Genomic DNA, 19055 nt, shown 5'->3' with positions numbered 1-19055 from the left:
CGTCGTCATTGCGGAGTGCTGGATCGCAGGTCGAGCTTGTCGAGACCCCTAACGGCAGAACGGTCGCTCGCCGGCCGCGCTGAGGATGCCGCCCACCACGTGGGTCTTGAACGAGTCGGCCCCGGGCAGCGACGAGTCCGCGGTCCACGCGGCCGGGTCGTGGCCGAGCGACGTGACCCAGGCGCGGCCGCCGTCGTAGTACTGGCACCAGGACACCGGGTGCTCGCCCTCGTGCCCGGGATGGCCGTTGAACCCGGTGCCGGAGCCGATCGTGCCGGTGTCCACCTCGGCGAGGAACCGCACGCCCGTGGGGAACGGTTCGAGGTTGTACCACTCGTCGCGGAAGTCCCACCGGCGCGGCAGGTCCCTCGTCGAGACGTCGCGGCGGTTCACCGTGAGCACCTGCCCGTCGCGGTGCGGCCCGTGGTCGTAGAAGTTGGCGCCGCCGAGCAGCCCCTGGAACCACGGCCAGTGGTACATCGCGCCGAGCGTGTTGTGCACCGCCACGAAGCCGCCGCCCGAGCGCACGTACTGCAGCAGCGTGGTCTGCGCGGCGTCGTCGAGCATGGTGCGCGAGTTGCTGAGGAAGACCACGGCGTCGTACGGCGCGAGCCTGGCGGGGGAGTCGAGCTGGCGCACGTCCTCGGTCCAGTCCACCTCGAACCCGTACTCCTGCCCCCAGCGGACGACGGCGTTCTGCGCCACGTGCGCCGAGGTCAGCGGCGGGTTCATCCCGGCGGGCAGCAGCGGCCCCAGGTGGGCGTGCCGCGAGACGCCGGTCGCCGTGAAGACCAGCACCCGCACCCGCCCGTCCGTGGTGCGCGGCAGGTCCCAGTCGTTGTAGCAGGCCGGGTCCGTGCCCCGGCAGACGCCGTAGTCGGCCACCTTGTCCTGGTAGGGGTCGGCGCGGCCCGCGGACGACGGCGGGCCGGCCTGGGCGGGTGCGCCCGACGTCGCCGGAGCGAGGTGCAGGCCGGCGAGCAGGGCGGCCAGGATCGCCAGGCCGAGCACGACCTGTCCCGCACCGCCGAACGACTTTCCGAGCATGGTTCTGAGCGACATGACGGTTCTCCTTTGAACGGTCAGCAGTCAGTGCACGTGTGAGGCCCCCGCTGGACCGGCGAGAGGTCCTACGAGACCTCCTTCGGGCGGCCGCCCAGGTAGAGCTGGGCCAGCCGCGGGTCCGCGAGGAGGTCGGGGGCCGGGCCGGTGATGTGCACGCGGCCGAGGTCGAGCACGCAGCCGACGTCGGCCGACTCCAGCGCCCGCCGCGCGTTCTGCTCCACGAGCAGCACCGCCGTCCCGGCGTCGCGCATGCGCTGCACCTGCTCGAACACGACCGCCGTCGCCTTGGGGTCGAGCCCCATGGACGGCTCGTCCAGCAGCACCACCTTGGGCCGCACCATGAGCGAGCGGGCGAACTCGACCTGCTTCTGCTGCCCGCCCGACAGCGCGCCCGCCAGGGCGGACCACCGCTCGCCGACCAGCGGGAACAGCCCGGTCACGAAGTCCGTGCGGGCCTCGATCTCCGTGCGGTCGCGCACCGTGTACGCGCCGAGCAGCACGTTCTCGGCCACCGTCATCTCGGGGAACACGCTGTGCCCCTGCGGCACGTGCGACAGCCCGGCGGCCAGGAGCTGCTGCGGCGTGCGGCCGGTGACGTCCACGCCGTCGACCACGACCTGCCCGGCGCGCGGCTTGAGCATGCCGCTGGCCACCTTGAGCACCGTGGACTTGCCGGCGCCGTTCGGCCCCACCAGGCAGACCACGCTCCCGGGCGCGACCGTGACGGACAGCCCGCGCAGCACGAGGGCGGCGCGGCCGTAGCCGGCCTGGACGTCGGTCAGGCGCAGCAAGGGTTCCTGTTCAGACGCCAAGGTATGCCTCCAGGACCTGCGGGTCGTCCTGCACGACGGCGGGGGTGCCCTGCGCGATCGGCCGGCCCCGGTCGAACACCACCACGTGGTCGCTCAGGCCCATGACCAGCTCCATGTTGTGCTCCACGATGATGAAGGTGCGGCCCTCGGCGTTGAGCTCGCGCACCAGGTCGGCGATGCGGTCCACGAGCGCCGGGTTCACGCCGCCGGCCGGCTCGTCGAGCATGATCGTGTGCGGGTCACCCATGAGCACCCCCGCGAGCTCGAGCAGCTTCTGCTGCCCGTAGGAGATGTCGCGCGCCTCGGCGTGCTCCAGGTGGTCGATGCCGACGCGGGCCAGCAGCTCGCGGGCCCGGGCGACGTCGTCCGGGTTGCGCATGCCGCGCAGCCGCTGGAGCAGGCCGTGCGGCTGCACCGCGACCAGCACGTTCTCCAGCACGGTCAGCCGCGGGAAGACCCGGCAGAGCTGGAAGCTGCGGCCGATCCCGGAGCGGGCGATCCGGTGCGGGGCGAGCCCCGTGACGTCCCGGCCGGCGTAGGCGACGGTCCCGGCGTCGGGCCGGATCATGCCGGTCACGCAGTTGAAGAACGTCGTCTTGCCCGAGCCGTTGGGCCCGATCAGGGCGTTGATCTCGCCGTCGTGGAACGCCACGGAGGCGCCGTCGACGGCGCGGACGCCGCCGAACGACTTGGTCAGCCCCTCGGTCGTCACCGAGCCGGTGGTGCTCATCGTGCCGCCTCCTCGCGCTGCCGGGCCAGCTCCTCGGCGGTCACCTCGCGGATCGACGCCGCGCGGCGCCGCCGGTTCAGGAACGAGGTGATCGCGGGGATGACGCCGTCGGGCATGAACAGGACCACCAGGCCGAGCAGGATGCCCGTGGCGACCAGGTGGAACTGCGTGTCGCCGTACTGCGACTTGAACACCTCGACCGCGTACCCGACGACGACGGCGCCGAGCAGCGGGCCGAACAGGCTGCGCACGCCGCCGAGCAGCGACATCAGCACCATGTAGGTGCCGACCAGGATCGAGAACTGGAAGATCGGGTCGAGGTAGCCGAACCACAGGGCGTACAGGCCGCCGCCCAGGGCGGTGAAGAACGCGCTCGTCACCAGGGCGATCAGCTTGTACGCGAACGTGGGCACGCCGAGGGCCTGGGCCTTGTCCTCGTCCTCGCGGATCGCCTTGAGCCCGGCGCCCAGCCGGGAGCGCTCGATGAGCCACCAGGTCAGCAGTGCCAGCGCCAGGAGCACGGCGTGCAGGTAGAAGAACCGTTCGTGCTGCTCGGGCCGCAGCACGTCGGGGCCGAACGGGCGCGGCACGCGCAGCCCGCCCGAGCCGCCGGTGAACGTGTGCCAGCTCTGGAACGTGAGCTGCAGGATGAGCACCAGCGCGATGGACACGATCACGAACGAGGCGCCGCGCACGCGAAGCGACGCGATGCCGACCGGGATCGCGATCAGCGCCACGATCAGGGCGCCGACCAGGAGCGCGAGCCACGGGTTCAGCCCGGACCGCAGGATGAGCAGCGCCGTGGCGTACCCGCCGAGGCCCGAGTAGGCGGCGTGCCCCAGCGAGATGTAGCCGGTGAACCCGCCGACCAGGTTCCACGAGGTGGCCAGCACCGCGTAGCTGAGGATCACGACGCCGACGGACAGGATGAACGGGTCGGGGGCCAGCGACGGGAAGAGCAGCACCACGGCCGCGAGGGCGAGCAGGCCGCCGATCCGGAGCACGCGGGCCGGGGTCGGCCCGGAGGGTCTGGTGGCGCTAGAAGCGTTGGGCAAGGCGACCTCCGAAGAATCCCTGCGGGCGGATCATGAGGGTCACGAACAGGGCCAGGTAGAACACGGTCTGCGCCCACGTGGTGCCGAGCGGCACCTGCAGCAGGCTCGCCGCCACGCCCAGCAGCAGGGCCGCGATGGCGGCCCCGGGGATGCTGCCCAGCCCGCCCACGACGATGATCGCCATCAGCGGCCCGATCCAGTGCCAGTGCAGCGACGGGTAGATCGTGTAGTCCAGCGCCAGGGCGGTCCCGCCGACGGCGGCCGTGGCCAGCCCCAGCCCGAAGCCGAGCCCGGCCACGCGGTCGGTGTCGATGCCGACCAGGCGTGCTGCCTCCGGGTGCTGGGTGGTGGCCCGCAGCGCCCGGCCGAACGACGTGCGCCGCAGGATCAGGTACAGCGCGCCGAGCGAGACGGCCGCCAGACCGAACGCGATGAGCTTGACCACCGCGATGCTGACGCCCGCCACCTCGATGCTCATGCCGGAGTAGCCGAGCTGGACGCGGCGCTGCGTCCCGGTCCACACGAACCCGAGCAGCCCCTCGATCGTGAGCGCGACGGCGAAGGTGAGCAGCACCGACATCGTCGTCAGGCTGATGGGCCGCAGCCGGGACACGAGGAACCGCTGCATCCCGTAGCCGACCACGAAGAACAGCGGCACCGTGACGACCAGCGACAGCAGCGGGTCGATCCCCGTGCGCTCGTGGAAGTACCAGGCGAGGTACGCGGCCAGGATCAGGAACGCCGAGTGGGCGATCATCACCACGCGCATCACGCCGAAGTACAGGGTCAGCCCGGCCGCGAGGAGGGCGTACAGCCCGCCCAGCAGGATGCCGAGCACCAGGCACTGCGCGAACAGGGCACCGGTCATCGGGTCACCACGCGGGCTTCGGGTGCACGAGGTCGGCTTCCTTGACGTCGTCCGGCAGCACGATCTTGATCTCGCCGTCCACGTACTGCTGGATCAGGTGCGCGCTCTGCGGCCGCCCCTGCGCGTCCCAGCTCAGCGTGCCGACGACGGTCTCGACCTCGTTCTCCTTGAGCCACCCGACAAGCTGCTCCTGGCACTCCGGGCTCGGGTCGGCGCAGCCCACCGCCTCGACCGCGGCCGCCACGACCTGGCCCGTGGTCCAGGCGTTCGCCTCGTCCTCGGCCGGCGGGGCGTCGTGCTCGGCCGTGTAGGCCTCGACGAACTCCTGGTTGGACGGGTACGGCGCCGTCGGCGTGTACCCGGTGGGGGCCAGGATGCCCTCGGTCTTGTCGCCGATCGCCTCCGGGAACTCGGCGTTGGTCGGCGCCCCGGAGATCGCCGCCATCTGCGGCTGGTAGTCCTGCTGCTGCAGCGCCACCACGAGGTTCACGCCGTCCTGGTACTGCGAGCCCACGATCAGCAGGTCCGCCGCCGAGTCCGCGATCTTCGCCGCGATGCCGCTGAAGTCCGTGGTGTTGGGCGGGTAGACCTCGTCGACCACCACCTCGATCCCAGCGTCGGCGAGCTTGTCCCGCAGGCCGTACGCGGTGCCCTGCGCGAACGGGTCGTCCATCGACGCCACCGCGACCGTCTTCGGCCGCTCGTCCTCCGGCAGCGCCAGGACGTACTCGGCCAGGTGGTCGTAGTGGTCGTCGGCGATGGCCGGCGCCGCGTAGAACAGGTTGTCGAAGCCCTGCTCGAACACCTCCGCCGCGGCGCCCGCCGGCTCCACGAACAGGAACCCGTAGTCCTGGGCCACCTGCGCCGCCGGCACCACGAGCCGCGTCGAGAACGGCCCGAAGACCAGGTCCACGCCGTCCTGGTTGATCAGCCGCTCGTAGTCCGAGGCCACGCGGTCCGCGTTCGACTGGTCGTCGACGATGACCAGCTCCACCTGGCGGCCCAGCAGCCCACCGTTCTCGTTGACGTGCTTGGCCCAGGCTTCATATCCCCGTTGCACTCCCTTGCCCGGCTCGGCGAAGTCGCCCGTCAGCGGGAGCGAGACGCCGATGACGATCGGGTCGTCCGGACCGCCTCCCTCACCGCCGCCCTGCTCCGGGCTCGCCAGACAGGCGGACAGGGAAAGTGCCGAGGCCGCGGCGATTGCCGCTACCGTCAGGCGTCGGGTTGCTCTCATGGTCCACTCCCTTGTGGGTCCACATCATCGTGGGCAAGCGCTTCCGTAACCGCTTACGGCACTCTAGGAACTGGGGCGCCGTGTGACAAGGGTTCTGGCACCATTCATTACCTGGCGCTTTACCGTGGCGAGGAGATTCGATGCGCAAGCACACCGCCGGGCTCCGCCTGGTCGACGTCGCAGAGCACGCCGGCGTGTCCATCGCGACCGCCTCCCGCGCCCTGTCCGGGGCCGCCGGGGTCTCCGAGGCGCTCGCGGAACGCGTCCGCGCCGTCGCCACCGAGCTCGGGTACGTCGCCAACGTGCACGCCCGATCGCTCGCGAGCGGCGCCAGCCCCGCGGTCGGGCTGGTGGTGCACGAGATCGGCGACCCGTACTTCGCCGAGATCGCCAGCGGGGTGCTGGAGGTGGCGGGTGCGCACGGGCGCATGGTGCAGATCTGCCACACGGGCCGGGACCCCCACGCCGAGGTCGCGCAGCTGCGTGCGCTGGCGGGGGCCGGCGTCGGGATCATCGTCGTGGCCGGGTCCGGGCACCTCGACCGTGACGTGCAGGCCCAGATGAAGGCGCAGGTGCATGCCTTCGAGGCGACCGGCGGGCGGGTCGCCGTGATCGGCCGGCACCCGCAGCTCGGCGTCGACGCCGTGGTCCCGGCCAACGTCGCGGGCGGCCGGGCCATCGCCGAGCACCTGCTCTCGCTCGGCCACCGGCGCATCGCCGTCGCTGCCGGGTCGCGGCGGCTGGCCACGATGGCCGACCGGCTGGCCGGCGTCGAGCAGGCGCTCGGCGACCACGGCCTGCGGCTCGCGGACCTGCCCGTGGTCGAGGCCGCGTTCACGCTCGACGGCGGCAAGGACGCCGCCCGCCGCATCCTCGACGCCCACCCCGACGCCACCGCGATCCTCGCGCTCAACGACGACATGGCCGTGGGCGTGCTGTCGGTGCTGGGGGAGCGGGGCGTCTGGGTCCCGGACGACGTGTCGGTCACCGGGTTCGACGACGTCACCGTGGCGGGCCACCTGTCGCCGGCCCTGACGACGGTGCGCCTGCCGATGAAGGACATGGGCCGGCAGGCGTTGGAGCTCGCCCTGCTGCCGCGGGCCGCGCGCGCCCGCCGTCGGACGGCGGAGCAGCGGCTCATGGTCCGGGCGTCGACGGCGCCGGCGCCGGGCTGAGGTGCCCCCGGGGCCGTCGTCGGTCTCCGGGGAAAGCATGATGCGGACGGAGGGGTAACGGAGCGGTAGCACTGCTACCGCTCCGTTACCCCTCCGGCTGTGTGTGCTTCCCACGGCGAGTCATCGGTAAGGAGGAGCCGATCCGGTTCGGGGTGATCTTCGGGAGCGCTCTTGACGCATTCCCATATGGGTATATGTTTGAGGCATGGCACGAGCAGCGACCACTACCGACGCGTTCAACGCGGTGGCCGAGCCGCGCCGCCGCGAGATCCTCGACGCCCTGGCCGGCGGCGAGCTCGCGGTGGGCGACCTGGTCGAGCTGCTCGGGCTCGCCCAGCCGCAGGTGTCCAAGCACCTGCGGGTGCTGCGGGAGGTGGGGCTGGTGGATGTGCGCGACGACGGGCGCCGCCGCCTCTACCGGGTCAACGGCGCGCCGCTGCGCGCCGTCCACGACTGGGTCGCGCAGTACGAGCGGCTCTGGAACGAGCGGTTCGACCTCATGGACGACGTGCTCGACGAGCTCGGGACGCGGCCACCGACCGATGCAGGAACCGGACAAGGAGACTGACATGACCACCACGACCAAGGGCAGCGCCGTCCTGACGCTCCCGACCGACACCGAGATCCTGGTGACCCGCGAGTTCAACGCGCCGCGCCACCAGGTGTGGCGGGTGCTCACCGAGCCGGAGCTGATCCGGCGCTGGTGGGCCGGGCAGCGCGGCACCGTGACCGAGGCGACCGTCGACCTGCGGGTCGGCGGATCGTGGCGGTACGTGATGACCGCGAACGACGGCTCCGAGGTGGGGTTCCACGGCGAGTACCGCGAGATCGCGGCGCCGGAGCGGATGACCCACACCGAGGTGTTCGAGGGCATGCCCGACGGCGACTCCGAGCCCACCCTGAACCACTACACGCTCACCGAGCACGACGGGCGCACCACGCTCACCGTCCGCACGGTCGTCCCCAGCAAGGAGGTCCGGGACATGATCGTCGGCTCGGGCATGGAGGGTGGCATGCAGGAGGGTTACGACCTGGTCGAGGAGCTGGCGGTCGAGCTCGCGGCGTCCTGACCCCGCCGTCGGCCCGAGGGGGTTGCTCCCCGCCGTCGTCCACCCTTCACCTTCGAGGCCTAAGTTTCTTCGCTTTGACCCCCGGTCAAAGCGAAGAAACTTAGGCCTCGAAGTGCACCGGGTCAGCTCTGGCCGGACGGCGCGACGGGCGCGCTGCTGCGGCCCTGGTCGCGTCCGCTCAGCTCGGCGTCGAGCGTCGCCTGGGCCACGCGCATGCCCTCGGCGTAGACCGGGTCCTGCAGCCGCTGCCACATCACGTCCTCGGGGACGTCCTCGACGTGGCTGACCACCCACCAGATGTTGCCGAAGGGGTCCCGAACCCGGCCACCGCGCTGGCCGAAGGCGCTGTCGCCCAGCTCGGTGACGACGACAGCGCCCGCCGCCACCGCCCGGCCGAACGCGGCGTCGGCGTCCGGCACGAACACCCGCAGCAGGCTCGGCATGACCGGCCACTCGGGGCGGCGGTCGAAGGCCAGCACGACGGTGTCGCCGACGCGGATCTCGCCGTGGCCGACCTGGCCGTCCTCGGTCACGACGCGCGCGAGCTCCTCGCCGTCGAACGCCTGGGCCACGAAGTGTAGAAATGCGCCGGTGTCGTCGGTGACGACCCAGGGAGCCACGGACGTGTATCCGGCGGGGGCGGCGGTGGTGGTCTGCTCGGGCATGACGGGTCCTCTCGGGGGCTTGTCTCGGTGTTCCCGACGCTAGGCGGAGAAGCGGCCGACTTCTGTCCTGTACCTGGCCACCGTGGGCGGATCTCGGTTGGCGCGGGCAACTATGTAAGGTGCAGGTATCCCCCTCGTGCCCGGGCGGTGCTCGTGCTGCGAGCACGCCGAGCGTGCCGAGGCCCGCCCGCTCGTCGAAGGGTTGTCTGCCGCGCATGAGATTCCGCTTTCCCCCTGGTGGCCAGGACCGTTCTCGGCTCACGCGGATGCCGCGCCCGGGCCTGGTGATCGCCGTCCTCGCGTTCGCCGGCATGGGGGCGTCGTTCATGCAGACGATCCTGCTGCCGATCCAGGCGGAGCTGCCGACCCTGCTGGGCGTATCGCGTGACGTGTCCGCCTGGGTGATCACGGTGACGCTGCTGGTGGCGGCGATCTGCACGCCCATCTCCGGGCGGCTCGGCGACATGTACGGCAAGAAGACCGTCGCGCTCGCGCTGCTCGGCCTGCTGGCCCTGGGCTCCGTGGTCGCTGCCCTGTCGCCGTCGGTGGTGCTCCTGATCGTGGGGCGCGGCCTGCAGGGGATGGGCATGGGCGTGGTCCCGCTCGGCATCTCGATCCTGCGCGACGTGCTGCACCGGGACCGGCTCGGCTCTGGCATCGCGCTGGTCAGCGCGACGCTCGGTGTCGGGGGAGCGCTCGGCCTGCCGATCAGCGCCTTCGTCACCGAGCGCTACGACTGGCACGTCGTGTTCTGGGTGGCGGCCGGGATCGGCCTGCTCGCGCTGGCGCTGGTCGCGTGGATCGTGCCCGTGAGCACTCTGCGCACCGGCGGGCGGCTCGACGTCGTCGGCGTGATCGGTCTCGCCATCGGCCTGACGGGCGTGCTGCTCGCGGTCTCGCGCGGCAACGACTGGGGCTGGGGCTCGCCGCGCACGCTCGGGCTGCTGCTCGGCGGGCTGCTCGTCCTGCTGGTGTGGGGCTGGTACGAGCTGCGGATCCCCGAGCCCCTCGTGGACCTCCGGGTGACGGCGCGCGGCACGGTGCTGTTCACCAACCTGGCCTCGATCGCGATGGGCTTCGCGCTGTTCGCCTCGAACGTCGTGTTCCCGCAGCTCCTGGAGCTGCCGACGGCGGCGGGCGGCCTGGGGCTCAGCCTCATGCACGCGAGCCTGATCCTCATGCCGTCCGGCCTGGTGATGCTCGCCATGTCGCCCGTCGCGGGCCGGCTCGAGCACCGCTTCGGACCCAAGCCGCTGCTCGCGGTGGGGTCGGCCGTCATCGCCATCTCGTACGTGATCGCCGTCGTGGTCGACCTCGACGTGTGGCACGTGCTCGTGGTCAACCTCGTGGTGGGCGTCGGTATCGGCCTGGGGTTCGCGGCGATGCCCGCCCTGATCATGCGGGTGGTGCCGTCGCACGAGACGGGCGCCGCCAACGGCCTCAACACGCTCATGCGGTCGCTGGGCACGACGTCGGCGGCCGCCGTCGTCGGCGGGGTGCTCGCCGCGGGCGGTGCGGAGCTGAACGGGGTGCCGGTGCCGTCCGGCGACGCGTTCCGCACGGCGCTGCTGCTCGGGCTCCTCGCGTCGATCGTGTGCGCGGTGCTCGCGCTGCTCATCCCGCGGCCGAAGCCGCCCGCCGACGAGCACCCCTCGCTCCCGGACGGGGTGCTGTAGACCGTCGACTGTGGTGCGGCGCCCCGCGGTCCTGGCCTCGCTTTTCCACAGGCTCCACCCGGCCGACGAGAACGACCTCACGATCCGTGGCAGGCTGTGCGCCATGTTGAGAACGACTCTCGTTCGCGATCGAACGCGCGGAGCGTGCTGACGTGGCGAACCTGCTGATGATCGAGAGCTGGCTCCAGTCGACCGGCCTCATGCTCCCGCCCCTGCTGCACGACGCCGGCCACCGGTACGTCCTGATCACGCGCGACCCCGGCCTCTACGAGCTGCCCGACGAAACGGAGCATCCGGTGCTGGCGCTCGCCGCCGAGGTGGTCGTCGCCGAGACCAACGACGACGCAGCCCTGCTCGCGGCGGCGCGTGAGATCGCCGCCCGGGAGCGCGCCGCGGGCCGGCCCGTCGACGGCGTGCTGACGACCTGCGACTACTACCTGCCCGCCGTCGCGCACGTCGCCGAACGGCTGGGCCTGCCCGGGGCGCCCGCGCACGTGCTGCGCACCGCGACGCGCAAGCACCTGGTGCGCGCGGCACTGGCCGCCGGGGGAGTGCCCGACGTTCCGTTCGCGGTGGCGTCCACCTGGGACCAGGCGCGCAAGGAGGCCGCGGGCCTCGGTTACCCGCTGGTGGTCAAGCCTGTGGACATGAACTCCGGCACGGGGGTGCGCAAGGTCACGGACGAGGCCGGCCTCGCCCTCGCCTTCGCCGAGGTCACCGGCCCCGAGCGCAACACCCGGGACCAGCCGCTGGAGCGGCTCGCGCTGCTCGAACGGGTCCTGGACGGGCCCGAGTACAGCGTCGAGTCGGTGACCCGGGACGGCGTCACGCGGGTGCTGGGCATCACCGCCAAGTCGGTGGCCGAGCCCGGTGTCGAGGGCGGTTCCGGGTTCGTCGAGTCCGGCCACCTGTTCCCGGCGCCGCTGGCGGCAGCAGAGCGGGACGCGATCGAGCGGCACGTCGCCGCGGTGCTGTCCGCCGTCGGGCTCACGCACGGCATCAGCCACACCGAGGTGCGGCTCACGGCGTCCGGACCCCGGCTGATCGAGCTGAACCCGCGCCAGGGCGGCGGGTACATCTTCGAGCTGGTCCGCCTCGTGACCGGGTACAACCCCCTGCGGGTGCTGGTCGACCTCGCGCTCGGCCGCGAGCCCGTGCCGGGTCCCGCGGTCGCCACGAGCGCGGCGGTCACGTTCCTGCTGGCCCCGGCGGACGGCGTCGTGCGCGAGGTGCGGGGCGCGGAACGGCTGGCGGACGACGCCCGCGTGCTCGGCCACGAGACGCCGTCGCCCGGCCGCGAGGTGCGGCCGGGCGACAACAACGAGCGGATCGGGCACGTGCTGGTCGCCGACCCGTCGGGCCACGCGGCCAAGGACTGGGCCGACGAGCTCGTGGCCGGCCTCGACGTCCGGATCGACGCCCACGCGCTCGCGCGCTGACCCCGCTCGCACGACGAGAGCCCCGGCGCTGCTGCGCCGGGGCTCTCGTCGATCAGCCGGTTCTCAGTCCGGGACGACCAGGCCGCGCCGGACCGCGGGCACGAGCCGCGCGGGGATGCGCACCTGGCGTCCGTCCACGGTCACCGCGACCAGGTCGGGCACCTGGGCCGTCCACTGCGCGCGCCGCGACCGGGTCCGCGACCGGGACATCTTCCGCTTGGGGACCGCCATCGATCAGCGCTCCTCGCGGAAGTCGACGTGCTGCCGCACCACGGGGTCGAACTTCCGCAGCACGAGCCGGTCGGGGTCGTTGCGCCGGTTCTTGCGGGTCACGTAGGTGAACCCGGTGCCCGCCGTCGAGCGGAGCTTGATCACGGGACGGAGGTCAGTGCGCGAGGCCATCAGTTACCACCCTTGCTGTCGGTGCTCGTGTTGTGCTTGGCGTAGCGCTGCCGGAACTTCTCGACGCGTCCGGCGGTGTCGACCACGCGGGCCGATCCGGTCCAGAACGGGTGGCTGGCGCTGCTGATCTCGACGTCGACCACGGGGTAGGTCTGGCCGTCGGACCACTCGATGGTCGCCGTCGGGCGGCCGGGGCCGGAGTCGGTGCTGCCGGCGAGCGTCGAGCGGGTCAGGAACGTGAATCCTGCGCTCGCGTCCCGGAAGACGACGGGGCCGTAGGCGGGGTGAAGGTTCTGCTTCATGGTTTCTCTCCTCTTCAGCCCTGGCGCGCCTTCCAGCGCGGGTTGAGCTTGTTGATCACGAACGTCTTGCCGTGCCGGCGCACGACCTTGGCGCCGGGCTTGTCCTTCAGGGATCGCAGTGATGCGCGAACCTTCATGTGTCACTCCTTACGTGCGGGGGGCGGACGGCGGGGCCGCCGCGGGGACCGGACCTCACCAGCTCGACTTGGTCACCCCGGGCAGCTCGCCGCGGTGGGCCATCTCGCGCAGGCGGATCCGGGAGAGCCCGAACTTCCGCGAGTACGCGCGGGGCCGTCCGTCGACGGCGTCGCGGTTGCGCACCCGGGTCGGGCTGGCGTCGCGCGGCTGCCGGGACAGCTCCGCGGCTGCGGCCTGGCGCTCCTCGGCCGGCAGGTCGAGCCTGCGCAGCGTGCGGCGGAGCTCCGCGCGCCGCTCGGCGTACCGGGCGACCAGCTCGCGGCGCCGGGTGTCGGCGGCGATCTTCGACTTCTTGGCCATCAGACCTTCTCCCCTCTTGCCAGGATCTGGGCGACGACCACGTCGATCCCCTTGCGATCGATGGTCTTGATGCCCTTGGCGCTCACCCGCAGCGTGACGTTGCGGCCGAGCGACGGAACCCAGTAGCGCTTCTTCTGGATGTTGGGGTCGAACCGCCGCTTGGTCCGCACGTGGGAGTGCGAAATCGAGTGGCCGAACCCCGGCACGGTGCCCAGCACCTGGCATCTGGCTGACACATGACCTCCTGTCGCGGCGAGCTGGCCGCCGCTGGTGAGAACCGTTCTCATATCGCGCTACAGTGAACCAGAACTGAGAACGGTTATCAATTATTCCGGGGCTGGTCCCCGGGCGAGGAGGCAGCATGTACCGAACCGGAGACCACCGCGGAATCATCCCGGTGAGCGTCCTGGCCACCATCGACCCCGTGCTGCGCGACTCCGCGCTCTTCGGTCTGCTGACCGACGCCCCCGGCGTCGTCGCGACCCGGCACGACATCTACGAGGACCACCTCCGGCGGGTCGTCCTCGACGCCACCGGCGTCATCGAGGACGTGCTCGTCCCGCTCGAGCACGCCTGCCTGTCCTGCGCCGTCCGCGAGGACGCCGTGCCCACCATCGCCCGCCTCGCCCGCGACGGCCGCTGGGACCACGTGCTGCTCGCCCTGCCCACCAGCGCCGAACCCCTGCCCGCGGCCCGCGCCCTCGCCGCCGAGACCGTGCGCGGCGGCGACCTCGACCACACCCGCGTCGCCACCTCGTTCACCGTGGTCGACGTCGACACCCTCCAGCACGACCTGCTCGGCGACGACACCCTGCTCGAACGCGGCCTCGGGCTCACCATCGGCGACGAACGCTCCGTGGGCGAGGCGCTCGCGGCCCAGATCGAGCAGGCGGACCTGGTGGTGACCCACACATCGCACGCCGAGCCCACCGAGACGCCGTCGCCCACGCCGTCCGGCCTGCTGGACCGGCTGCGCGGCGCCGGAACCCGCCGGGTCGACGGACTGCACTCCCTGACGGCCGCGGCGCTCGCCGCCGCCCGGCACTCGCCGGCCCGGGCCGAGCACCGGGCGCACCCGCTGGGCGCGGTGGCGATCAGCGGCCGGGGCGGCGTCCCCGAGGACCGGAGCTGGACCCTGGAGCTGCGCTCACCGCTGCCGTTCCACCCGGAGCGGCTGCTGGCGCGCATCGAGTCGCTCGGCGCGGGCGGGCTGCGGGCACGCGGGGTGTTCCACGTCGCCGACCGTCCCGGGCTGGCCTGCCTGTGGGACGGCGCGGGCGGTCAGCTCGCCGTCGGGGACCTGGGGCCGTGGTCGGAGGTCTGCGCGGGTACCCCACCACACACCAGGATCGTGGTGGTCGGGGTCGCGGACGCCGTGGACGCCGACGCCGTCGGGCCTGATGCGGCGGGCCTGCTCGACGAGCGGCACCGGCTGCGCGAGGTGTTCCACGAGGCGCTGTGCACGCCCGAGGAGGCCGCCGCCGGCGTCGAGTGGCTGTGGCGCGAGGACCACCTGGCTCCCTGGCTGGGTGCCCGCACGGTGTAGCGGGTCAGCGGGGGCAGAGGTAGCTCGCCACGCGCGGGTGGGCGTCGTCCGGCCCGGTCCAGCCCGCCGGCCCCTCGGCCACGCGCGCCCACCCCAGGCGCTCGTACAGGCGGACGGCCGGGCCGCCGTCGTCCACGACGTCGAGCACGAGCCGCCGTCCGCGCCGGACGGGCGAGTCCTCGATGCGCTCCAGCAGCGCCGTGGCGACCCGCGCGCCGCGCGCCTTGGGTGTGACGAACAGGCGGCTCACGCCGGCGAGCCCGGCCACGGACATGCGGGCGGCGGCGGCCAGCTCGTCGACGTGCTCCACGCCGTCCGCGGCGACGAGCATCACGTGGCCGACGACAACGCCGTCGGCCAGGGCGACCCACGCGCCGATCGTGCCCGCGGGGCAGAGCCAGGCGACCGGGTCGTCGGGCCAGAGCATGGGGTAGCGGTCGGCCTCGTGCACCAGGCGCAGGGCCTCGGCGACCCGGTCGAGGTGAGCCGTGTGGCGCTGGGCGATCATGAGGTCGGGCACGGGCACGGGCTCAAGGTATCCGACGGCGGGGCGGATCGGCGTCCCGGGTGTTGCCTCGGGAGCGTCGCGACGGCGGCCGGGCGCGACGGCGTGCGCCCGGCCTCAGCGGAACAGCCCTCGCTCGACGGCCAGCCGGATCGCCGTCCGGTAGCCGTCGGGCAGCTCCCACTCGTCGCGCTCGTTGCGCAGGAGAGGGAGCCGGCCGCGCCAGCCCACGACCGCCTTGACCGAGACGGGAAGCTGGTACTCGAAGTAGCCGGGATTGCGTTCGACCAGGTAGGGCTCGCCGGGGGAGCGGGTGTTCAGCATGTGACCGTCCTATCGCACCCGTCGGCCGCGCACGACACCCGCGAGCTCGTGTGGCGCAGCGGGCCGAATTTCCTGGACGATTGTTCAACTTTTCCGGACGGCTGTTCAAGAAAGCCGTGAGGCCCTTTCCCGGAACTCCGGGAAAGGGCCTCACGTGTATATCTAGCCGCTTCTCACGGCGCTGACGCCGATGTCATGCTCACCCGGCGGGCAGGGGCACGGGCAGGGGGACCGGCAGCCCGCCGCCGAGGGCGCCCAGCAGGGTGCTGAGCAGGCCGCCGACCGCATCCAGCAGCGAGCTCAGGAGGCCGCCGGTCGGCAGCGGGACCGGGAGCTCCGGGATCGGCAGGTCGTCGACCGGCAGGTCCGGAACGGGGAGGTCGTCGACCGGGAGGTCAGGGATCGGTGCGTCGACCGGGAGGCTCGGGACAGGCGCGTCGACCGGGAGGTCGGGCACGGGGGCGTCGACCGGGAGGTCGGGCACCGGTGCGTCGACGGGCAGGTCAGGGACCGGGGCGTCGACGGGGACGTCAGGCATGGGGGCGTCGACGGGGACGTCGGGTACCGGTGCGTCGACCGGCACGTCCGGCACGGGGGCGTCCACCGGCACGTCCGGAACCGGTGCGTCGACCGGGACGTCCGGTACGGGCGTGTCGGCGGGAGCGTCGGGCACGGGCGCGTCCACCGGTGCGTCCGCGGCTGGGGCGTCGACGGGAGCGTCGGCTGCTGGGGCGTCGACCGGGTCGGTCGCGCCGATCAGGTGGGCCGCGGGCAGGGCCCCTGGCGTCACCATCGCGCTCGCACCTGTTGCCGCCGTGCAGACCAGGCCGGCCGAGATGGCCAGGACTGTTCCTGCACGACTTATCACACGGAATCCTCGGATCATGGTGTTTCCCCTCGAATCGCTCCGCCGAGACAATGGCGATCCACGCACGCGTAGTTCACCGCGAAGAGCGTCCGGCCGAGATTTCACCCTGTCAATCGGAAAGTGATCCGAGGTGCGCCGATTGAAACAAGACATTCCAGGACCGAACCATCCGGCAGGCCGCCATTAATAACCGTAACTCCGACATCACAACCGTGATATCCGGCCGTTGCCTGGACACTGTCTGGGTGGATCCGGAACGGGAAAATGCCGTGTTTCGCGGCTGTCCGGATGCGTATCGTCCTTCTCGATGAGCACCCCGAAGCGCCAGGTGCGCGCCGTCCACGACGCCGACACCGTCACCGTCTACCAGGCCTACCCGCCCGCTCCTGTACGACGACGCCGCGGCGTGGGCCGGGCAGAAGTCGTCCAGCCCGGTGCGGGTGAGACGCCGTACCCGCTGCCGGTCGACGTGGCGGCGCGGGTCGGTGCGGACGGTCAGGGCGTCCCGGGCTGACGGGCGCACGGGAAAAGCCTCGGCGCGCGGGCGCTGAACGTGCCACGATCCCGCCCATGACGACGGCGACCGGCCCTGCCCTGACCGCAACCGAGCAGCGTCTGATCGACGCCGCCCTGGAGGTCGTGTCGCGCCTGCCCGAGGACGGGTCCTACCTGAACACCGTGGCGTCGGCGGTGATGGACGTCCACGGGGACATCTACACCGGCGCCAACGTCGGCCACTTCACGGGCGGGCCCTGCGCCGAGCTCGTGGCGCTCGGTACGGCCGCCGCCGGTGGGGCCGGGCCGATCGCGCTGATCGTCGCGGTCGGCGACGAGGGTCGCGGCGTCATCGGTCCGTGCGGGCGCTGCCGTCAGGTGCTGCTCGACCAGCAGCCCGACTGCCACGTGATCGTGTCCGACGGCGACGAGCCGTTCTCGGTCCCCGCCCGCGACCTGCTCCCGCACTCGTACCAGCACCCCGACGCCGACCCGCCGCGCCTGCTGTGGTTCAGCCCGCAGCACTGGACGAGCGTGTCCGACGGCGGCAAGACCGCGACCACCCGGTTCAACGATCCCGCCGCGCCGGGGCCGACGACGCTGCTGTTCGAGTTCGACGACCGGTTCGAGTTGCTGCCCGGGGTGGTCGACTCGGTCGAGCGGGTCCGGTTCGGCGGCATCACGGACGCCCAGGCCGCGCTGGAGGGCTGCACGGCCGACGAGCTGCGCACCGCGCTCCGGACGTACTACTACCCCGACGTCACGGACGACGACCTGGTCGACTTCGTGCGCTTCCGGACGGGCGAACCGAGCTGACCGCGGGTGGATAAGGACTCGATCCACGCTGCCGGCCGTGCCAGTATCCCGCCCATGACGACGGTGACCCTGTGGCGGCCGACCGGGCCGAAGGAGCTGGCCCTGGTCGAGGAGTCGGGCTGGCGCGCCTGGCCGCCGCGGCTGCCGGACCAGCCGATCTTCTACCCGGTGCTGAACGAGGACTACGCCACGCGGATCGCGCGCGACTGGAACGTGAAGGCCAGCGGGGTCGGGTACGTGACGCGGTTCGAGGTCGCCCAGGACTTCCTGGACCGGTACCAGGTCCAGCAGGTCGGCGGGCAGACGATCCTGGAGTACTGGATCCCCGCCGAGGACCTGGACGAGCTGAACGAGAACATCGTCGGGCGGATCGAGGTCGTGGCGGAGTTCCGCTGAAGCCTGCGTCCGGGACCCGTGCGGCGACGTCGTGCCAGGATGCTTGCATGCGGATGACGATGCTGGTCAGCGACTGGCTGGTGCTTGACGCGACCATGGACAACGCGGGTGCCGTCGCCCGGCAGTCGGGTGGGCGCGACGATGTCGCGGCCGCGACCCGGTCGATCCGGCAGGAAGGCTGGGACCAGGTCGCGACACACGGATCGGACGACGGCTGGCCACCCCATGGCGCGACGACTCAGGTCGAGCTGTCCGTGGCGCAGTGGCAGTTCGTCGCCGATCAGCTCCGGCACTGGGCGGCCGTGGCGGCGTCGGTAGGCGACGTGGCGGTCGCCGACCAGCCCGGATCGCAACTCGCGGGGCGGATCGGCGCCGTGCTCGGCTGAGCAGTGCCTTCGCGACCGGCCCCGAGGTACCAGGCCAGACCGTGCGGGCCGGTGTCAGACCTGCGGCCGCAGGGTCGCGAAGCTGCGTTCGAGCAGCTCGCTCGCGGTGGTGCCGTCTTCGGCGTTCGCCCAGGTGGTGAGCGCGACGTCGAGGCAGGCGATGGCGGCCTGGACGATGATCTCGGCCCGGAGCGCGGCGTCGTCGTCGGGCAGACGGGCGGCGACGAGCGGCGTGAGCATGCGCGCCCACAGGAGGTGCTTCTCCAGGCTGCGGGCCCGGAGCGAGGCGGCGCTGACGAGGACGCGCATGCCGCGCTTGCCGCGCTCGTCGTCCCGCGGCGCCCGGGTGACGAACGCCTCGAAGGACAGGCGCAGCGAGTCCCAGACGGGCTCGTCGGCGGGCCGGTCGGCGAAGGCGGCGCGGACGAACTCGCCGCCGTGCGCCGGGTCGCCGATGACGACGTCCTCCTTGGCGGGGAAGTAGCGGTGGAAGGTGCGCGCGGACATGCCGGCCTCGGCGGCGATCTGCTCGACGGTCACCTGCTCGAAGCCGCGCTCGGCGAACAGCTCCAGGGCGATCTCGGTGATGCGCGCTCGCACGGCGTCGCGGCTGATCTCGCGCAGGGTCTGGCCGCTGCCCGGTCCGCTGCTCGTCGTGCTCGACATGGCCCCAGCGTAGCGTTGGTGCCACTTGTGTCAGGTCCTGACAGCCGTGACGGCTGGGG

General features: G+C 72.3%; 27 protein-coding genes. 10 read left to right on the top strand and 17 right to left on the bottom strand.

What is annotated here, in order from left to right:
- Positions 1 to 48: 48 nt before the first annotated feature.
- From H291_RS0101235 to H291_RS0101210, 6 genes are all read right to left on the bottom strand, one after another.
- Complete coding sequence (locus H291_RS0101235; RefSeq protein WP_020013156.1) at positions 49 to 1062, bottom strand: ThuA domain-containing protein; 1014 nt, start codon at positions 1060 to 1062, stop codon at positions 49 to 51.
- A 68-nt stretch (positions 1063 to 1130) separates the two neighbouring features.
- Positions 1131 to 1877, bottom strand: coding sequence for an ABC transporter ATP-binding protein (locus H291_RS0101230; RefSeq protein ID WP_026365264.1), 747 nt, complete (start codon positions 1875 to 1877; stop codon positions 1131 to 1133).
- Complete coding sequence (locus tag H291_RS0101225; RefSeq protein WP_020013154.1) at positions 1867 to 2607, bottom strand: ABC transporter ATP-binding protein; 741 nt, start codon at positions 2605 to 2607, stop codon at positions 1867 to 1869. The genes H291_RS0101230 and H291_RS0101225 overlap by 11 nt, the downstream gene beginning before the upstream one ends.
- Positions 2604 to 3662: a branched-chain amino acid ABC transporter permease gene (locus tag H291_RS0101220; RefSeq protein WP_232215952.1), complete on the bottom strand. Its 1059-nt coding sequence runs from the start codon at positions 3660 to 3662 to the stop codon at positions 2604 to 2606. The genes H291_RS0101225 and H291_RS0101220 overlap by 4 nt, the downstream gene beginning before the upstream one ends.
- The gene (locus tag H291_RS0101215) at positions 3646 to 4530 is read right to left on the bottom strand and encodes a branched-chain amino acid ABC transporter permease (protein WP_020013152.1); all 885 of its coding nucleotides are present in this window, start codon (positions 4528 to 4530) and stop codon (positions 3646 to 3648) included. The genes H291_RS0101220 and H291_RS0101215 overlap by 17 nt, the downstream gene beginning before the upstream one ends.
- 4 nt (positions 4531 to 4534) lie before the next feature.
- The gene (locus H291_RS0101210) at positions 4535 to 5767 is read right to left on the bottom strand and encodes an amino acid ABC transporter substrate-binding protein (protein WP_051109350.1); all 1233 of its coding nucleotides are present in this window, start codon (positions 5765 to 5767) and stop codon (positions 4535 to 4537) included.
- A gap of 140 nt (positions 5768 to 5907) precedes the next feature.
- Here H291_RS0101210 and H291_RS0101205 point away from each other — a divergent pair, with 140 nt between their 5' ends.
- The 3 genes from H291_RS0101205 (at position 5908) to H291_RS0101195 (ending at position 8012) form a co-directional block, all read left to right on the top strand.
- Positions 5908 to 6942: a LacI family DNA-binding transcriptional regulator gene (locus tag H291_RS0101205; protein ID WP_020013150.1), complete on the top strand. Its 1035-nt coding sequence runs from the start codon at positions 5908 to 5910 to the stop codon at positions 6940 to 6942.
- A 205-nt stretch (positions 6943 to 7147) separates the two neighbouring features.
- Positions 7148 to 7510, top strand: a complete 363-nt coding sequence (locus tag H291_RS0101200) for an ArsR/SmtB family transcription factor (RefSeq protein ID WP_033325319.1) — start codon at positions 7148 to 7150, stop codon at positions 7508 to 7510.
- Position 7511: 1 nt separating this feature from the next.
- Positions 7512 to 8012 carry an SRPBCC family protein gene (locus H291_RS0101195; protein WP_020013148.1) on the top strand — a complete coding sequence of 167 codons (501 nt, stop codon included), beginning with the start codon at positions 7512 to 7514 and terminating at the stop codon, positions 8010 to 8012.
- A 122-nt stretch (positions 8013 to 8134) separates the two neighbouring features.
- Here H291_RS0101195 and H291_RS0101190 read toward each other — a convergent pair whose 3' ends face one another.
- Positions 8135 to 8677 (bottom strand): VOC family protein, encoded by a 543-nt coding sequence (locus H291_RS0101190; protein WP_020013147.1) that lies wholly within the window; start codon positions 8675 to 8677, stop codon positions 8135 to 8137.
- Positions 8678 to 8943: 266 nt separating this feature from the next.
- Between H291_RS0101190 and H291_RS0101185 the strand changes: the two genes are divergently transcribed.
- Both H291_RS0101185 and H291_RS0101180 read left to right on the top strand, forming a co-directional pair.
- The gene (locus tag H291_RS0101185) at positions 8944 to 10353 is read left to right on the top strand and encodes an MFS transporter (RefSeq protein ID WP_020013146.1); all 1410 of its coding nucleotides are present in this window, start codon (positions 8944 to 8946) and stop codon (positions 10351 to 10353) included.
- A 152-nt stretch (positions 10354 to 10505) separates the two neighbouring features.
- Positions 10506 to 11792: an ATP-grasp domain-containing protein gene (locus tag H291_RS0101180; RefSeq protein ID WP_020013145.1), complete on the top strand. Its 1287-nt coding sequence runs from the start codon at positions 10506 to 10508 to the stop codon at positions 11790 to 11792.
- 63 nt (positions 11793 to 11855) lie between these two features.
- Here the strand turns inward: H291_RS0101180 and rpmF are convergent, their stop codons facing one another.
- Genes rpmF through rpmB form a run of 6 tightly spaced genes read right to left on the bottom strand, consistent with a single transcriptional unit; the run spans position 11856 to position 13230 of the window.
- On the bottom strand, positions 11856 to 12023 hold the full coding sequence (gene rpmF / locus H291_RS0101175) for a 50S ribosomal protein L32 (protein ID WP_020013144.1): 168 nt from the start codon (positions 12021 to 12023) through the stop codon (positions 11856 to 11858).
- 3 nt (positions 12024 to 12026) lie between these two features.
- On the bottom strand, positions 12027 to 12194 hold the full coding sequence (rpmG, locus tag H291_RS0101170; RefSeq protein WP_020013143.1) for a 50S ribosomal protein L33: 168 nt from the start codon (positions 12192 to 12194) through the stop codon (positions 12027 to 12029).
- Complete coding sequence (locus H291_RS0101165; RefSeq protein ID WP_020013142.1) at positions 12194 to 12496, bottom strand: type B 50S ribosomal protein L31; 303 nt, start codon at positions 12494 to 12496, stop codon at positions 12194 to 12196. Before H291_RS0101165 ends, rpmG begins: the two co-directional genes overlap by 1 nt.
- 14 nt (positions 12497 to 12510) lie before the next feature.
- Positions 12511 to 12633 (bottom strand): type B 50S ribosomal protein L36, encoded by a 123-nt coding sequence (gene ykgO / locus H291_RS0101160; RefSeq protein WP_020013141.1) that lies wholly within the window; start codon positions 12631 to 12633, stop codon positions 12511 to 12513.
- 55 nt (positions 12634 to 12688) lie between these two features.
- Complete coding sequence (gene rpsN, locus H291_RS0101155) at positions 12689 to 12994, bottom strand: 30S ribosomal protein S14 (RefSeq protein ID WP_020013140.1); 306 nt, start codon at positions 12992 to 12994, stop codon at positions 12689 to 12691.
- Complete coding sequence (gene rpmB / locus H291_RS0101150; RefSeq protein WP_026365262.1) at positions 12994 to 13230, bottom strand: 50S ribosomal protein L28; 237 nt, start codon at positions 13228 to 13230, stop codon at positions 12994 to 12996. Before rpmB ends, rpsN begins: the two co-directional genes overlap by 1 nt.
- Before the next feature lie 125 nt (positions 13231 to 13355).
- On the opposite strand from rpmB, the gene H291_RS0101145 reads away from it, so the two are divergent.
- Positions 13356 to 14540, top strand: coding sequence for a GTP-binding protein (locus H291_RS0101145; RefSeq protein WP_020013138.1), 1185 nt, complete (start codon positions 13356 to 13358; stop codon positions 14538 to 14540).
- Between the two features lie 4 nt (positions 14541 to 14544).
- Here H291_RS0101145 and H291_RS28165 read toward each other — a convergent pair whose 3' ends face one another.
- From H291_RS28165 to H291_RS33595, 3 genes are all read right to left on the bottom strand, one after another.
- Complete coding sequence (locus tag H291_RS28165; protein WP_020013137.1) at positions 14545 to 15066, bottom strand: GNAT family N-acetyltransferase; 522 nt, start codon at positions 15064 to 15066, stop codon at positions 14545 to 14547.
- A gap of 96 nt (positions 15067 to 15162) precedes the next feature.
- Complete coding sequence (locus tag H291_RS0101135) at positions 15163 to 15369, bottom strand: hypothetical protein (protein ID WP_020013136.1); 207 nt, start codon at positions 15367 to 15369, stop codon at positions 15163 to 15165.
- 199 nt (positions 15370 to 15568) lie between these two features.
- Complete coding sequence (locus H291_RS33595) at positions 15569 to 16237, bottom strand: hypothetical protein (RefSeq protein ID WP_157236642.1); 669 nt, start codon at positions 16235 to 16237, stop codon at positions 15569 to 15571.
- A 307-nt stretch (positions 16238 to 16544) separates the two neighbouring features.
- Here H291_RS33595 and H291_RS34030 point away from each other — a divergent pair, with 307 nt between their 5' ends.
- The 4 genes from H291_RS34030 to H291_RS0101110 are packed head-to-tail and all read left to right on the top strand — an operon-like array spanning position 16545 to position 18330.
- Positions 16545 to 16751, top strand: a complete 207-nt coding sequence (locus H291_RS34030; protein ID WP_020013135.1) for a hypothetical protein — start codon at positions 16545 to 16547, stop codon at positions 16749 to 16751.
- A 56-nt stretch (positions 16752 to 16807) separates the two neighbouring features.
- Entirely contained in the window at positions 16808 to 17548 is a 741-nt protein-coding gene (locus H291_RS33585; RefSeq protein ID WP_020013134.1) for an ASCH domain-containing protein, read from the top strand.
- Between the two features lie 54 nt (positions 17549 to 17602).
- On the top strand, positions 17603 to 17944 hold the full coding sequence (locus tag H291_RS0101115; RefSeq protein WP_020013133.1) for a hypothetical protein: 342 nt from the start codon (positions 17603 to 17605) through the stop codon (positions 17942 to 17944).
- 47 nt (positions 17945 to 17991) lie between these two features.
- Positions 17992 to 18330: a hypothetical protein gene (locus H291_RS0101110; RefSeq protein WP_020013132.1), complete on the top strand. Its 339-nt coding sequence runs from the start codon at positions 17992 to 17994 to the stop codon at positions 18328 to 18330.
- Between the two features lie 54 nt (positions 18331 to 18384).
- On the opposite strand, the gene H291_RS0101105 is transcribed toward H291_RS0101110, so the two are convergent.
- Complete coding sequence (locus H291_RS0101105) at positions 18385 to 18996, bottom strand: TetR family transcriptional regulator (RefSeq protein WP_020013131.1); 612 nt, start codon at positions 18994 to 18996, stop codon at positions 18385 to 18387.
- Between the last annotated feature and the right edge of the window lie 59 nt (positions 18997 to 19055).

This window comes from Promicromonospora sukumoe 327MFSha3.1, assembly GCF_000385135.1.
GTDB lineage: Bacteria > Actinomycetota > Actinomycetes > Actinomycetales > Cellulomonadaceae > Promicromonospora > Promicromonospora sukumoe_B.
Note: the sequence above shows the minus strand (reverse complement) of the source record. Positions and strands in the feature narration are given on the sequence as shown.

Coding starts and splice junctions, on each gene's coding strand:
- H291_RS0101235 (WP_020013156.1), bottom strand. CDS start 1,062: ATGTCGCTCAGAACCATGCTCGGAAAGTCGTTCGGCGGTGCGGGACAG.
- H291_RS0101225 (WP_020013154.1), bottom strand. CDS start 2,607: ATGAGCACCACCGGCTCGGTGACGACCGAGGGGCTGACCAAGTCGTTC.
- H291_RS0101215 (WP_020013152.1), bottom strand. CDS start 4,530: ATGACCGGTGCCCTGTTCGCGCAGTGCCTGGTGCTCGGCATCCTGCTG.
- H291_RS0101210 (WP_051109350.1), bottom strand. CDS start 5,767: ATGAGAGCAACCCGACGCCTGACGGTAGCGGCAATCGCCGCGGCCTCG.
- H291_RS0101205 (WP_020013150.1), top strand. CDS start 5,908: ATGCGCAAGCACACCGCCGGGCTCCGCCTGGTCGACGTCGCAGAGCAC.
- H291_RS0101200 (WP_033325319.1), top strand. CDS start 7,148: ATGGCACGAGCAGCGACCACTACCGACGCGTTCAACGCGGTGGCCGAG.
- H291_RS0101195 (WP_020013148.1), top strand. CDS start 7,512: ATGACCACCACGACCAAGGGCAGCGCCGTCCTGACGCTCCCGACCGAC.
- H291_RS0101190 (WP_020013147.1), bottom strand. CDS start 8,677: ATGCCCGAGCAGACCACCACCGCCGCCCCCGCCGGATACACGTCCGTG.
- H291_RS0101185 (WP_020013146.1), top strand. CDS start 8,944: ATGCCGCGCCCGGGCCTGGTGATCGCCGTCCTCGCGTTCGCCGGCATG.
- rpmF (WP_020013144.1), bottom strand. CDS start 12,023: ATGGCGGTCCCCAAGCGGAAGATGTCCCGGTCGCGGACCCGGTCGCGG.
- rpmG (WP_020013143.1), bottom strand. CDS start 12,194: ATGGCCTCGCGCACTGACCTCCGTCCCGTGATCAAGCTCCGCTCGACG.
- H291_RS0101165 (WP_020013142.1), bottom strand. CDS start 12,496: ATGAAGCAGAACCTTCACCCCGCCTACGGCCCCGTCGTCTTCCGGGAC.
- ykgO (WP_020013141.1), bottom strand. CDS start 12,633: ATGAAGGTTCGCGCATCACTGCGATCCCTGAAGGACAAGCCCGGCGCC.
- rpsN (WP_020013140.1), bottom strand. CDS start 12,994: ATGGCCAAGAAGTCGAAGATCGCCGCCGACACCCGGCGCCGCGAGCTG.
- H291_RS0101145 (WP_020013138.1), top strand. CDS start 13,356: ATGTACCGAACCGGAGACCACCGCGGAATCATCCCGGTGAGCGTCCTG.
- H291_RS0101135 (WP_020013136.1), bottom strand. CDS start 15,369: ATGCTGAACACCCGCTCCCCCGGCGAGCCCTACCTGGTCGAACGCAAT.
- H291_RS34030 (WP_020013135.1), top strand. CDS start 16,545: ATGAGCACCCCGAAGCGCCAGGTGCGCGCCGTCCACGACGCCGACACC.
- H291_RS33585 (WP_020013134.1), top strand. CDS start 16,808: ATGACGACGGCGACCGGCCCTGCCCTGACCGCAACCGAGCAGCGTCTG.
- H291_RS0101115 (WP_020013133.1), top strand. CDS start 17,603: ATGACGACGGTGACCCTGTGGCGGCCGACCGGGCCGAAGGAGCTGGCC.
- H291_RS0101110 (WP_020013132.1), top strand. CDS start 17,992: ATGCGGATGACGATGCTGGTCAGCGACTGGCTGGTGCTTGACGCGACC.
- H291_RS0101105 (WP_020013131.1), bottom strand. CDS start 18,996: ATGTCGAGCACGACGAGCAGCGGACCGGGCAGCGGCCAGACCCTGCGC.